11 protein-coding genes are annotated in these 12,999 nt (G+C 61.7%); 2 read left to right on the top strand and 9 right to left on the bottom strand.

Annotated features, from left to right (window positions below):
- Positions 1–103: 103 nt before the first annotated feature.
- The 7 genes from V5E97_RS18920 to V5E97_RS18890 all read right to left on the bottom strand — a co-directional run bounded on the left by V5E97_RS18920 (position 104) and on the right by V5E97_RS18890 (position 7,773).
- Entirely contained in the window at positions 104–1,810 is a 1,707-nt protein-coding gene (locus V5E97_RS18920) for a GH3 auxin-responsive promoter family protein (RefSeq protein WP_406700840.1), read from the bottom strand.
- Positions 1,811–1,889: 79 nt separating this feature from the next.
- Positions 1,890–2,927 (bottom strand): alpha/beta hydrolase, encoded by a 1,038-nt coding sequence (locus tag V5E97_RS18915; RefSeq protein WP_406700839.1) that lies wholly within the window; start codon positions 2,925–2,927, stop codon positions 1,890–1,892.
- Between the two features lie 96 nt (positions 2,928–3,023).
- Entirely contained in the window at positions 3,024–4,307 is a 1,284-nt protein-coding gene (gene fabF, locus V5E97_RS18910) for a beta-ketoacyl-ACP synthase II (protein WP_406700838.1), read from the bottom strand.
- A gap of 34 nt (positions 4,308–4,341) precedes the next feature.
- Positions 4,342–5,673: a beta-ketoacyl-[acyl-carrier-protein] synthase family protein gene (locus V5E97_RS18905; protein ID WP_406700837.1), complete on the bottom strand. Its 1,332-nt coding sequence runs from the start codon at positions 5,671–5,673 to the stop codon at positions 4,342–4,344.
- Between the two features lie 131 nt (positions 5,674–5,804).
- Positions 5,805–6,347 (bottom strand): 3-hydroxyacyl-ACP dehydratase FabZ family protein, encoded by a 543-nt coding sequence (locus V5E97_RS18900; RefSeq protein WP_406700836.1) that lies wholly within the window; start codon positions 6,345–6,347, stop codon positions 5,805–5,807.
- A 141-nt stretch (positions 6,348–6,488) separates the two neighbouring features.
- Complete coding sequence (locus V5E97_RS18895) at positions 6,489–6,875, bottom strand: acyl carrier protein (RefSeq protein WP_406700835.1); 387 nt, start codon at positions 6,873–6,875, stop codon at positions 6,489–6,491.
- A gap of 352 nt (positions 6,876–7,227) precedes the next feature.
- On the bottom strand, positions 7,228–7,773 hold the full coding sequence (locus tag V5E97_RS18890) for a 3-hydroxyacyl-ACP dehydratase FabZ family protein (RefSeq protein WP_406700834.1): 546 nt from the start codon (positions 7,771–7,773) through the stop codon (positions 7,228–7,230).
- Positions 7,774–8,185: 412 nt separating this feature from the next.
- Here V5E97_RS18890 and V5E97_RS18885 point away from each other — a divergent pair, with 412 nt between their 5' ends.
- Entirely contained in the window at positions 8,186–10,195 is a 2,010-nt protein-coding gene (locus V5E97_RS18885; RefSeq protein WP_406700833.1) for a biopolymer transporter Tol, read from the top strand.
- Positions 10,196–10,251: 56 nt separating this feature from the next.
- Here the strand turns inward: V5E97_RS18885 and V5E97_RS18880 are convergent, their stop codons facing one another.
- Entirely contained in the window at positions 10,252–11,424 is a 1,173-nt protein-coding gene (locus V5E97_RS18880) for a M28 family metallopeptidase (protein WP_406700832.1), read from the bottom strand.
- Between the two features lie 177 nt (positions 11,425–11,601).
- Between V5E97_RS18880 and V5E97_RS18875 the strand changes: the two genes are divergently transcribed.
- Positions 11,602–11,940, top strand: a complete 339-nt coding sequence (locus tag V5E97_RS18875) for a hypothetical protein (RefSeq protein ID WP_406700831.1) — start codon at positions 11,602–11,604, stop codon at positions 11,938–11,940.
- 153 nt (positions 11,941–12,093) lie between these two features.
- Here the strand turns inward: V5E97_RS18875 and V5E97_RS18870 are convergent, their stop codons facing one another.
- Positions 12,094–12,990 (bottom strand): M20/M25/M40 family metallo-hydrolase, encoded by an 897-nt coding sequence (locus tag V5E97_RS18870; RefSeq protein ID WP_406700830.1) that lies wholly within the window; start codon positions 12,988–12,990, stop codon positions 12,094–12,096.
- Positions 12,991–12,999: the final 9 nt, after the last annotated feature.

Below are 12,999 nucleotides of genomic sequence, written 5' to 3'. Positions count from 1 at the left end.
CGTCCCATCCTGGTGGGCGACCAGCGAGAACAGATCGAGGACATCGGATACCACAACCCGAATCCTTGCACAAGCCGAACCTGATACCGCACGGCCACTCGCATCAGTCCGCGATCGAGGCCGAAGCGGCGTCACTGATTCGGAACGTTTCCAACGCCCCGAGGTCAGGCATCAAGTGAGGCTGCTTATATTGTTCGACGGTTCCCCCACTCCGCGCCAGTCGCCTCTTTTGAAATTCGGACCAAGAGCCAGCCGGAATGCGGCGTATCCGAATTGGGCCGAGTCGGAGGGTTGAGCGCTTATTTTCGTATTCGAGGTTCAAACGCTGCAATTCGGTTTCGACTTCGACGGTGAGCCGCTCGGCGGTGTTGCGATTGGCCAGGTCCGCTTCTTCCACCAGGAGGTTGTAGTGGGGAGGATCGCCCCAACTCGGAAGGAGCAGGAATGAGCCGAGCCGCAGGTTGAGGGTCCGCTGGGCCGCCTCCACCGCGGCGACAACTTGGAATTCCGACAGCTTCTCTCCGGTCAAGCTCGAGAAGTGAGCGCCCTTGTTGAGGAACTCGATGACAGGGGCCTTGCCGTGGAACCCAACGCACCGGATCAAGTCGTGAATCTGGTAGCGATACAGTCCCCCTGCCGTGGTCGGGAGGATGAAGTAGCGCTGGCCTTCGATCAACTCGTGAGCCTCAACGGTCTCGGGTGCTTCGCAGTTGGCCTGGTCTTCGGGGATGAACTCGAAGTAGTGGTGGCGGATATCGAGAATGCCCGCGGGAGTACCGTCCTCGATCGGGATCGTCATCCGCCCTTCCGAGGCGATGAGACCAACGTCGCGTACCGGACGATCGCCGAAGTACTCCGGGTAGTTCCGGAGATAGGAGCCCATCGTGCCGCCGGTCCAGTTCGCCAGGAAGCAGAGGTCGGGCCAGTAATCCTTGGGGAGAAGCCGTCCCGTCCGATTGACAATCGCCTCGAGCCGCCTCGCCGCCTTCTTGTGTTTCCGCCCGACCGTCCGTCGGAGGGCTTCGCGGACGTCGGCGGGAAGGTCCCACTTGGGGTCGAGCGTACCGTCGGCAATATCGCGAATCAGAGTGGCCTTCTCACGATCGCCGAGCCGGGCGATCGCCAGGATCGTGCTCGGGTTGGCGGCGATGGTCGTACCCAGATTACGGAAGACCGAGAGCCGGAGCGCCACATAGTATTTCGATTCGATGTCCTTGATTCGCGAAGCGATCGCGGGCATGCAATAGGTCAACCGGATCAGCGGGTTCTGCATGTGGGCCGTCAGCCCGGTAATTGCTCCGCAGGGGATGCCAGACGGGGTGACGCTCTCGCGCCAGTCGCTGGCGATCTGGAGGATCGGGAGCAGGCCGCGAGCGAGGATTCGCGGGTGCGCGTCAAACGCTTGGATGCCCCAGATGGTCCATCCTTCGCGATAGTCGTTGAGCGACTCCTGGGTGACCGGGATCGTTTTGGGCCGATTGGTCGTTCCCGAGGTCATCGCGAACATCAGCACCTTGGTGCCCGCGCCGAACAAGGCGCCGAGATCGCCCTGGCGAACCCGATCGATGTACGGTTCCATCGCGTCATAAGCGCGAATCGGGACGCGACGACGGAAGTCGGCGGGCGTCCGAATTTCATGGAAGTGATGATCGCGACCGAACTGACTGTCGGCATGACGCGCGATTCGGGAGAGGAGTAAGTCGCGCTGGACTTCGTCAGCGCGACCTGTCTGAGCGAGGAATTGCCGCGCCAACCGTCGTGAACGGTTCAGGAGCGGCAACCCCGCATATTTCCGAATCAGATAGAGCATCGGTTTCCGCCAATCCTTCAACGGTTCCCGCCGTTCGGCCGCGAGCCGCGCGGCGGCCCGAATCGAAGGAGGCGGAAGTTCAGAGAACTCCCGAGGAAGTCATTTCCTTGGTCATCTGGTTTGTCGACTTGAGAACATCCTTGGGGAGCGCTCGACGCGGGGCGACGCGCCCGAGGAATGAAGTGATTCGCTCGGCGTATGTCTCGGGCTGGACCTCGCGGCAGCGATTGTGCTTGGCCCCTGGCACGATCCACATCTCTTTGGGCTCACGAGCCTCGGCGAAGAGGAGACGAGCGATTTCGGGGCCGATGTAGGCGTCTTTGCCGCCGTGGATCATCAGCCAGGGGCGAGGTGCCAATCGGGCGACCGCGCGTTCCACGTCGGGAAAGTGGCAGCGAAGGTTGCGCTGCGATTGCATCCGACCCATGAAACCGACGTACGAGAAGACCCAGAGCGGCATCCGCTTCCACAAAATCGGGCTACCGACGTAGATCTCCGCCCAGCGGAGGATATAGGCGAGCATCGTCCCTCGGGTCGGGAAGGCTCCGTCGGTGATCACTCCCCAGACGCCTAGATCGCGTGCCGCGGTCACCAGGGCGGTGCCACCGCCTCGGCTGATGCCAAAGAGTCCGAAACCGGCCGGATCACGGTCGGGCCGGGATCGGAGGTATGCCAAGGCGGCACGAAGGTCGGCTATCTCGTGGTCGGTTACCCACTGCAAAGGCTTGTATTGGGGATCGCTCTCGCTCTGACCGTGGTTCCGGAAGTCGAAGGTGAAGATATCGAAGCCGAGGTCGCGAAGATAATCGGCGTAGGGGCGATAACTCCAGCGATCGCTCAGGTATTCATGGCAGAAGACCAGGACGCCGAGCCGGGTCGCGGATCGGGCGGTAAGGTACGTGCCGGCGAGCTTCAGTCCATCTTTGGTGGTGAACGAAACCGCTTCACCATCGTCTTCCACGGGGCGGACTCGAAGCGGCAGGAAGAGTGGTTTCTCCTCGAAAACCCGGCCAACGATCGGCGTATAGCGAATCGCGACATGGATAAGGAACACCGCTAGCAGGCCGAGCGCCACGAGCGTCGGAACCAGCAGGATCAGGAGAGACGAAGTGGACACTTTTGGACTCCGTGGACGCCGCCAGGGTGAGCTCGAGGTGTGGACTAGTTCGGTCAAGTCTTCGAAGTGCCGGCAAGCCAGGGGCCGGACGCGTCGTCAGCCGGCGAAACGTCGAAGAATCAAGGCGATGTTCTGCCCGCCGAAACCGAAACTGTTGGAAAACGTAACGTCGACCAGCTTGCGCCTGGCGACGTGAGGAATGTAATCGAGGTCGCAGTCGGGACCGGGATTATCGAGATTGATCGTCGGAGGAAGGATCCCGTCCCGAATCGTCAGGAGACAAACGATCGCCTCAACGCTGCCCGCCGCGGCGATCAGGTGACCCATCATGCTCTTGGTGCTGGAGATCGGCACCTGATAGGCGGCGTCACCAAAGGTCCGCTTGATCGCCAACGTCTCCACCGAGTCATTGACGGAGGTGCTGGTCCCGTGTGCGTTGATGTAGTCAACGTCCTCGGGGTTCAACTGGGCTTCGGCCAGGGCCTCTCGCATGCAAGCGATCGCACCTCGGCCTTCGTCGTGGCTGTCGGTGATCCGGAACGCGTCGGCGGTCGAGCCGTACCCGGCAACTTCGCCATAGATTGTTGCACCGCGTTTCTTCGCGTGCTCCAATTCTTCGAGAATGAGCATCCCCGCCCCTTCGCCCAGGATGAATCCGTCGCGGTCGCGGTCGAAGGGACGGCTGGCGCGGGTGGGGTCGTCGTTGCGGGTGGAGAGCGCAGTCAAGAGATTGAAGCCGGTCACGCCGAACGGGTGGATCATGCTGTGCGTGCCGCCCGACAACATGACGTCGGCATCACCTCGGCGAATGATCTCGGTGGCCTCGCCGATGGCTTGCGAGCTGGCGGCGCAGGCGGTCAAGCAATTGGCGTTCGGTCCGCGGGCCCCAAAGAGGCTCGCGAGGTGACCGGACGGGGTTCCCGGCTCCTGCTCCGCTTCGTGGATCGGGTGGAGCTTGCGGAGCCCCTGGCTGGTGAACACCGTTGTATCGACCTTGCCATCGCGCGTCGAATTCCGCACCAACTCGACGAATCGCGGAAAGTCCTGCTGACCTTCCCCCGAGCCCAGATAGACGCCGAACCGGGACCGGTCAAGATCCTTGGCGGTCTTGAGGCCGGAATGATCGATCGCCATCTGGGCAGCCGCGATGGCGAACTTCGTATTCCGGCAATATTCCTGCCAGCGATCGGCGTCGTCGATGTAGTCTTTGAGCTTGAAGTTGGTGGCCTCGGCGGCGATCCGGGTTGGGAAAGTCTCGGCATCGAACAGCGTGATGGCGCCGACGCCGCTCCGTCCTTCCTGGAGCGCGGACCAGGTCGCCTCCAGGTCACGGCCTAGAGGCGTGACCATTCCCATTCCTGTCACGACGATTCGACGCATGGAGCCAGTTCCTCGACGGCGAAAGTCTCATTTGTCAGTTCGCGGCCGAATTGCCACGGACGACCAGGGCGGCCGCCTGGCCGTGCCGGGTGAGATTGGTATTTACGAAGATCGGATTGTTGGTGTCACGAGCTGCGCCCTGGACAAGGTCGACGACGCAAGCGGGATCGAGGTCGTCGCAGTTGAGAGTCTGCGGGATTTTCCCTTGATTGACCCCGATCAAGCTCGCGATCAGTTCGACGGCGCCACAGCCCGAGACCAGGTTACCCATGTAACCCTTCAGCGCGGTGACAGGGACGGTTGCTCCGCCGAAGATGCGATGGAACGCCCGCGCTTCGGCCAGGTCAGAGACGATGGAGCCTGTGCCATGGGCATTGACGTGGCCGACCTCGGACGGGGCCACTCCGGCGTCGCGGAGCGCGGCATTGAAGGCGATCTCGGTGCCGATCCCGTCGGGATCGAGTCCACCGCCCGGGGTGGCATCGCAGCCCGAGCCGAAGCCGAGGATCTCGCCATGAATTCGTGCCCCTCGCTTGAGAGCGTGTTCACGCTCTTCCAGAACGAGGATTCCCGCCCCTTCGCCGGGTACCCAGCCGTCGCGTTGCACATCGAACGGGCGGCAAGCCCCGGTCGGGTCACCGCTCCAGCGGGACATTTGCTCGAGGAGGCTCATCCGCACGAGACTGAGCGGATGGATTTTCGAGTCGGCTCCGCCGGTGATCATGAGGTCGGCTCGCCCTCGGGCGATGATCCGGCTCGCCTCGCCGATCGCCAGATTCGAGGCGGCCTCGGCCTCGGTGATCGTGTTGCTGGGGCCCTGACAGTCGAGCAAAATCGAGATGTGGCAGGCCAGCATGTTGGGCAGATACTTCAAGAGCCAGATCGGAGGGATCTGGCCGATGCTCTCTCGGCCCCAAATTCGATAGTCAAACGCCCCGCCGTTCTGGGAGGCGTGATTGATCGCGGGGGCGAGCTCGTCGAGCTCGGTCGAGATCAGGCCAGCCCCGAGGTCGACGCCGATCCGGGTGGGATCGATCGCCCCCTCCGCCAAGCCGGCGTCAATGAAGGCCAGCTCCGCGGCAGCCACCGCGAGTTGAATGTCGCGGGCCATGTACTTCATGCTCTTGGAGAGCGCCTTGCGGTGCTCCGGATCGGGCAGAGAGTACTTTTTGGGCCACGTCTTGGGGTTGAAGTCGGGGACTTCCCCGCCGACGTCGTTGGGCAAGTTCTCGACCGAGAATGCCGTGAGCTTGTGCACGGCACCCCGTCCCTCGGAGAGGGCGGCCCAGTAGGCTTCCGGGCCAATCCCGAGGGGACTGACGAGACCAAGTCCGGTGATTACCACACGGCGTTCGGAACGAAGCATGAGGAACTCGTCGCTCTCCACCGTGGTGGGTTTGGCTCGAAGGTGCCGAGGGCGGCAAACTCGTTGCCTTGTCCCCCGCCCCACACGGGTCTCTTGGGGGACGCCGGGCTGAACCGATTCACACGTTTCAATCAATCCGACTGCGAAGGAGATATTTCTTTGGGCTGTCCATTGGACGGAGCGGAACTGGCGATCTCCCGAGCCCGGTTCTGCGCCTTGGCCAGATCGAGAACACCCAACAGTTGCTGGGTGAAGACAAAGTTCTTCGGCCCGAAGATCTGGTTCGCTCGAGAGTTATCCAGATGGGCGAAGACAATTTCAACGTCGGCGAGCAGTTCACCGTCGAGGAACGCCTTGGCGTCCACCACGGCTCCTTCGCTTCGCAGGTCGGTCAGGGTGACCTCGTAGATCAGCTGATCTCCCGCACAGGCGACGCCAAAGAATTCAGCCCGGGGAATTTTTGCCAGGACCACCTTCTCTGCGAAGCCGCCCGCTTCACCGACCAAGATCCCCCCGGTCTGTGCCAGCCCTTCGATAATGAGGGATGCGGGCATGACCGGGTAGCCGGGAAAGTGGTCGTGCAGGTGTTCTTCCGCGAGCGTCAAATTCTTGATGGCACGCGCGAACTCACCGCTGCGGAATTCCAGGAATTTGTCGATCCAGATCCATCTCATGAGGGAACACTCACCGATCTGGCAATGGACGTCGGTCGCTTTCCGGGGAAATTCCCCGGAAGCTCGACCGGGTCGATTCCTGCTCCCCACGGCGCGGCAATGTCACTGCCCGTTATCCGTAGCGGGACCGCGCCACCATACTCAGGCGGAGAGCTTGCTCTGCACGTACTGAACCAGCATTTCCACGGTGTACAGATCGCCGATTTTCTCAACGTCGGGATCCGCGGCGAAGCTCGACAGGTCGGCGTAGGGCATCCGGCTCTTCAGCTCATCGATTCCCTTGGTCGTGAGCTTTCCGTCCTCGATCATCTCCGGGTCGGAGACGACGTTTTCCGGAAAGAGCTCGCCACGGGGGATCTTGATCCCGAAGTTCCGCTCGAGTCGGAATACGATGTCAAGGAAGTCGATCGATTCCGCGCCCAGGTTTCCCTGGAGGGTCGCATCGCTGGTCACATCCTCCTCGTCCACGCCCAGGGCATCGACCAAAGTGGCTTGGACCTTCTGGAAGATCTCATCGTGTGTCGGCATAACATCCTCGAAATAATGGGATCGCCAATCCAATCCCACCTAGGGAGACCATCGACAGGGAGCCGCCGAAGATCGGGTCACTCAGGTAATCGTCGGCGTAACTATAGGTGCAACTTCAGCCGAGCTCATTCTCACCGTGGAGAGAAAAGCAGGACGGCCAGGATCTCAGGCGGGCAGCAGGGTTATTTGTTGGGCCCTATCTTGCTGATTTTTGAAAAACCTTGCAACCTCAGCAGTCACAGTCGACCGAATCGAATCATTCGATGCAAACCGCAGTCCAAGCGGACCCGCGGCTGGGCCGATTCTCCTCCAAGGGTTGGGACTGAAACCGGTAACAAGTTTCTTCGCAATCTCAAGCGTCTGCTCCGGGGGCGACGGCCGAGACGACCGGCGGCGTGCCGATCTTAATCATGGCGCGAGCCCCCACTGAGCCCTTCCGAAGTGTTCCATAGAGGTCGCGAAGCCCCGCCACGATCGATGCGTCGGTGGCGTGAAGCTCGGGGTCGCGTTCTCGTAGGTTGTATCGCGTCAGAGTGAATCGACCTTTCACCATATCCTGCCCGTCGATCACTCCAGAGCCTTTAAACGTGCTCTCACGTTCGCCGTGCGAGATCAGCTCAACCCGTAACTCGAGTTGGCGGCCAGGCTCGACGAAGCTGCCATATTTGATCGTTTTCGCTTGCTTGAGCAGGACCACACTGTGCGCAAAGTCCTCGAGATCCCGGATCAGCCAGGCGCCGGCTTGTGTGAGCGCCTCAAGCATCAGCACTCCCGGCATCACGGGAAAACCGGGAAAATGGTCCGCCAGATACTCCTCGGCGAGCGAGAGGTTCTTGACCGCGACCAGTGATTTCCCCTGCTTGAGTTCGACGATCCGGTCGATCAGGACAAAACGCATGGATATCCCCAGAGGGTGGCGAGAGACACGTTTCAGAGGATGTATCGACTGGGAAGAAGGCGAGACCGTGGACGCAATCCCATGCCAAGTCGACTATTATAGCTTGTCGACCGATCAAAGACAAGAGACCCGCTCATGTCTCGGAACCCTCAGCCCCTCGGCTTGCCCATCTCAATCACGTTCCGACAGGTTGAGTGTACAACGGCTGGGAGCGTCGTCAAATCAGACTTCCTTAATTGCCCAAACTTCCTAATCGAGAAACTTTTTGGCAGGCCCTGGCGCTTCGATCGGTAGGCAGCCGGGGTGCGGACGTTTATACTCAGGGACAATGCGAATGCGGGCATGGCCTGGCCATTATCCTCGTCGAATCGGTCCTCCGATCGCCGAGTTCGTTCCCAAGAGAGTGAGCCCAATGCGACTTCGTTCGGCAGGCTTGTTGGGTCTGGCCCTGACCGTCTCGCTCGGATGCGTCCCCGCGCCGGTGCTCTGGTCCTCGGAGGGCCGATGGCTGGCCTATACGATGGCCGTTCGCTCCGAGGAACCGCGGCTCCTCCCCCCCGGATGGCTCTACAACGTCAAGCCTGATCCTGAAACCGAGCAGCTTGGGTGGAGCGCTTCGACCAATCGTCCCGCGGGATTACTCTATCGGCTTTGGACCACCCGTCCGGACACTGGCGATTCGGTCGTCCTCGAAGAATCGCGAAATCCATTGACCGCGCCTGTCTGGCGGACCGACGGCAAGGCCATCGCGTTTGGCCGGTTGGTCTTAGAACCGGACGGACGTCCTCGGTTTGAGGTCGTCGTTCAGGATTCTCCCGAGAGCAAGCGGATCGTCTCGAAACAGGTACAAGTCGACGCGGGCCTTCGCCCTGCCGAGCTTCCCGGACTGACCCTTGCCTGGAGCTCGGATGGCCGTTATCTCGCCATCCCGCTCTTGCAACCGACCCGCGGGATTGCCATCGTCAGGGTTGACGATGGCCGCGTCCTCAAAGAAATTCCCGACGCCTGTTTGCCTTCGTGGTCCCCGGACGGAACGAAACTCGCATTCCTCCGAGGCACCGAGCCTCAGTCGTTGCATTACCTCGATACCAACTTCGGATTTCCAAAACACCTCGCGGACGTTGGCCAAGTCTGCCAACCTCCAGCCTGGTCACGTGACAAGCGGTCGGTGATGGTGGTTTCACGGCGGAAGGCGCGGGCACCGAAGGAACTCGCGGGAATGGTCACAGCCCTCCTCAGGGTGTCGATTGAGGGGGAAGCCAAGGATGACCTGACGTTGCCCACCGACCCACGCGAGGGTGACCGCCCGGAGCTTGGGACATCTTTCTGCTTCGATCAGGACGAGGAGGCCCTCTATTTTTCGGACGATGCGGATGGAGACCAGTCGATCGTCTGTCGGTTCTTGCCTCGTGGGAGGGCCGTCCATAAAAAAGATAACCCGATCGACTTCACGATTCGCCTGAGCTCGTTCGCGGTCACTCCCAACGGCAAGACGCTCGCATTTCGAGCAGGCGGGCCTGATTTTTTCGCTCCGCCGGGATTGTGGGACGTGCCCACCGGCCGGTTCACACCATTGATACCCGACGACTCAGCGCGTCTCGAATGGATTGCCACCTTGGTCGCCTCAGCGCGTCAGCTCCTTGGGAGCGGTTTACCCGCGGTTGTGAGCGAGAACGGGCGGTCGATCGAGCGAGCCACCGAATTGCCGATTCCAGGGGAACTTGCCGCGAACTTACCCATCACAGGGCGGCTTCGGCGGCTGGGACGAGTCGGGAAAACGCTCTGCGATCGTCCCTTTGATAAGGCTGAGGTCCAACCCGCGGTTCGCGATCAGGTTGACGAGGCGAGACTGTTTTTCGACTACCTCCGGGGCGACTACGACGCGGCGCTTCGCTCGCTCGAATCGCTGGAGGGTCGAGTCACGTCCCCCGACCATCGCCTCAGGCTGGTGAGTGTCCGGGCGCAAATTTTCATGGGGAAGGGGCAAGTGGAGCGTGCCGATCGCGCGATCGAGTTTCTCCGGTCACTCGAGCGTAAGGCTCCACAACGCCTGGAGATGACGCCGGCGGGCCCGACGCTGACGACGGAAGACACGTCGAACCAAGGGTGGCCCAACTATCTTGCCTTACGTGCCAAGGATTTGGCCAAGACGTCCGGCGTTTGGCCGGCCGCGAACCTCGATCGGCTCGTTCCCGAAGCGGGCGATCCTCGGGGGTTCGAGGCCGCCATGCCGTTCGCGCAAGATAATGTCTTGGAACTCCGGATGGATGATGTTCCGCCCGTGATCGATAATCTTCAGGAACCCCCGCTCGAGGAGGGACGGAACGCCCCCCGTCCGCTTGTTCCAGTCGAGCCGGGAGCGGAACGCAAGCTCCCGCCCCAGCCCCTGAAACTTCGACGCGTCCGCCGCCCTCCTTTCTGATCCGGGCGGGGCCTCGTTTTTCCTTCGATCTTTCGCAACAGACCGGCGGGTTCGGATCAGAGGATCGCAATCAGGACGAGCCGGGCGACATTGACCATCGTCGCTCGCTCGCTCGACGTGATCGAGCCGCGTTCGACGATCGCCTCGAGCGTGCGCACCGTATTGTTCATGAGGTACAGCTGGGCCACTCCGATCTTGAGAGTCTCTCGATTCTCCAGAAGCGATCGGAGGATATCTCGGACCGTGGCGACTTCCTCGATTGTGTTTTCCGGAGCCTGAATCCAGGTTGGCACCTTGGAAGCGGAGGCCGCTTGCACGACCAGCTTGTGAATGACCTGGCTGATCGCCTCCAGCTTGGGATAATTCAAGGTCTCAGGCCGGTCGTCCGGCGTGTGGTAGGTGGGGTTCTCGCCGGTGCTGAAGAACAAGTAGGGGATCTCGCGGGCCCGGAAGGGACCGTAATCGCTCCGGTCGAGGATCAGAATATCGGTGCCGAGCATCCCGACTTTGACCGGTTGCTGTTGCGAGGCCTGGTTGATCCAGGGGCGTAACCCCGGGGCATGTTCGCTCCCCATGACGAAGACGTAGGGATCGCAGACACCTCCCAGCGAGCGGCCAATCATGTCGGCCGTGATGAACAGGGAGATCTGCTTTAACGGCACGGGCGAGTGCTCGACGAAGTAGCGCGAACCGTAAAGGCCGATCTCTTCGAGGTCAAAGCCTATGAACATCACACTTCGCTTCGACGCTTCAGGCGATTGGGCCATCGCCCGTGCCACCTCGAGCATCATCGCGACTCCCGAGGCATTGTCGTCCGCACCTGGGTAAAGTTGCCCTTCGCGGACGCCCAGGTGGTCGAAGTGGGCGGCAAGGATAATCCACTCGTCACGGAGTTGGGGATCCGAGCCGACGAGCCGGGCTCCGACGTTATGCCCGATGATCCGGTCGGGAGCGCCGTCGGGGATGGCCTGGGTGTAGCGGCCGTCGAAGAGGGGCTCGAGCTTGAGGGCGCGAAACACCTCGACGAGGTGCTGGGCCGTTTTCCGACCTCCCTCTCCTCGCCGGCCTCCGAGTGCCGGCGAGGTGAGTGTTTTGACCTCGGCTCGTAGCCTCGCTTCCTCGGGCTGCGGCCGCGATTCTTGGGAACGCGAGGCTGCGGGAGTCATCGCGAACCAGGTGATGGCGAGGGCGAAGGGCAGACCCAGACGACGGATCCCTGTCATCATCATTCCGGCGACTTGCGCCGTCCTTGTGTTCCGGGGATCGGTTGCAATCCCCCAGGTCTTTGTGAGTGGAAGAACCGGAGTTGTTCGACCCAAAATAATTTCGGATTTGCCCGCACCGAGGCAAATCCGGTGGCAGATTAGACGCGGTACCGGATCGCTTTCTCTACACGGAGGTGGATAGTGACACATTCCTCATGGATCAAGGCGTTTGTCTTGGCCGCGGCATTCGCCGGGGTTGGCGGCGTCGGCACGGCCAAAGCTCAGGACTGGACCAACTACCTGCACTGGCCCTACGTCCCACCCCAAGTGCCCGGCAGCGGTGCCGATCACCGGGGGCTCCACGACAAATTCTACGTCTACCCCAAAGAACAGCGGATCGTGCCCCAGATCCAAGGTCCGTTCTACCGGAATTACTACGGTGGTCGGCGCACGCTGGGGTCCCGTCATCCTCACGGTTGGCACGATTGGGACAAGAAGAAGTTCTACCAGGGCCACCACTTCATTCTCGATGTCTTCTGATCACCGGCCGGCCGGCCGGTTTGGTTTGATGACTTGAGGCTGCCTCGTGGGGCGGGTGCATTTCACCCGCCTCGACGAGGTATTTTTTGATTTCCCCAGGCTAGCTTCGCTCTCCTTACGGCCAGCCCAGGGTTTGCTCCGCCGTCGCTCCGCTCAGCCAAGAGCCAAGGCAATCTGGTAATACGCGTCGACGGCCGTCTGGACCTGGTCGAGCTCGATCCACTCATCTTTCGTATGGGCTTGCGCAATATCGCCCGGCCCGATCACCAGGCAGGGCAGTCCGGTCTGACCGAGTGGACCGGCATCGGTTCCGTAAGGCACCCCCGCAAGCTCGGGAATTCGCCCCGACGCTTCGCCGACGGCATGGCGCACCTGGGCAACCCAGCCGCTCTCGTCGCCAACCTCCTGAGCGAGGGGAGGCATGTTGACCCAAGGGGGAAAGAACTCCCAACTGACCGAATCGCCCAGGCGATCGTGGAGGTACGTCTGCACCCGCTGCACGCAGTCGGTCGGGGTCTCGCCCGGGATGATTCGACGGTCAACCTCGATCTCACACCAATCGGGGACGACATTGACGCTCAAGCCCCCTTCGATCCGGCCGACCGAGAGGCTGGGAGGGCCCAGAATCGGGTCGGGTTGGGCGCGGGAGAGGATCTCGGCGTAATCCGAAAGGGCACCCAGCAACTCGCCCATCCGGTAGATTGCGTTGTTGCCGAGTTTGGGGGTCGAACTATGGCAGGCGACCCCTCGAGTCCGAATTTTCCAGCGAACCGCCCCCTTGTGCCGGTGGACGATGTTGAGCCGGGTCGGCTCCGCCACGATCGCGTAGTCAGCCATTCGGGGAGCCGCGGCCAGTTGTGAGGAACCCGTGTGGGTGAACTCTTCATCGACCGTGCAGGCCATGACGACCGAGGCGGAGTCCGCGGGCCGTTCCTTCACGAGTCGAGCAAACGCTTCGAGCATGGCCGCCATGCCCCCCTTCACGTCGCACGATCCTCGGCCGTAAAGTCGACCGTCCCGAATCTCCGGGACAAACGGCGGAATCGTCATCCCGTCGGT

This window comes from Singulisphaera photorubra (assembly GCF_045290345.1).
In the GTDB taxonomy this organism is placed as follows: Bacteria; Planctomycetota; Planctomycetia; order Isosphaerales; family Isosphaeraceae; genus Singulisphaera.
This window is presented reverse-complemented; position numbering and strand designations above follow the sequence as displayed.

What these genes read in the sequence shown, in the direction of transcription:
- V5E97_RS18885 (WP_406700833.1), top strand. Translation starts at nt 8,186, where the DNA reads ATGCGACTTCGTTCGGCAGGCTTGTTGGGTCTGGCCCTGACCGTCTCG.
- V5E97_RS18900 (WP_406700836.1), bottom strand. Translation starts at nt 6,347, where the DNA reads ATGAGATGGATCTGGATCGACAAATTCCTGGAATTCCGCAGCGGTGAG.
- V5E97_RS18880 (WP_406700832.1), bottom strand. Translation starts at nt 11,424, where the DNA reads ATGATGATGACAGGGATCCGTCGTCTGGGTCTGCCCTTCGCCCTCGCC.
- V5E97_RS18920 (WP_406700840.1), bottom strand. Translation starts at nt 1,810, where the DNA reads ATGCTCTATCTGATTCGGAAATATGCGGGGTTGCCGCTCCTGAACCGT.
- V5E97_RS18895 (WP_406700835.1), bottom strand. Translation starts at nt 6,875, where the DNA reads ATGCCGACACACGATGAGATCTTCCAGAAGGTCCAAGCCACTTTGGTC.
- V5E97_RS18870 (WP_406700830.1), bottom strand. Translation starts at nt 12,990, where the DNA reads ATGACGATTCCGCCGTTTGTCCCGGAGATTCGGGACGGTCGACTTTAC.
- fabF (WP_406700838.1), bottom strand. Translation starts at nt 4,307, where the DNA reads ATGCGTCGAATCGTCGTGACAGGAATGGGAATGGTCACGCCTCTAGGC.
- V5E97_RS18890 (WP_406700834.1), bottom strand. Translation starts at nt 7,773, where the DNA reads ATGCGTTTTGTCCTGATCGACCGGATCGTCGAACTCAAGCAGGGGAAA.
- V5E97_RS18905 (WP_406700837.1), bottom strand. Translation starts at nt 5,673, where the DNA reads ATGCTTCGTTCCGAACGCCGTGTGGTAATCACCGGACTTGGTCTCGTC.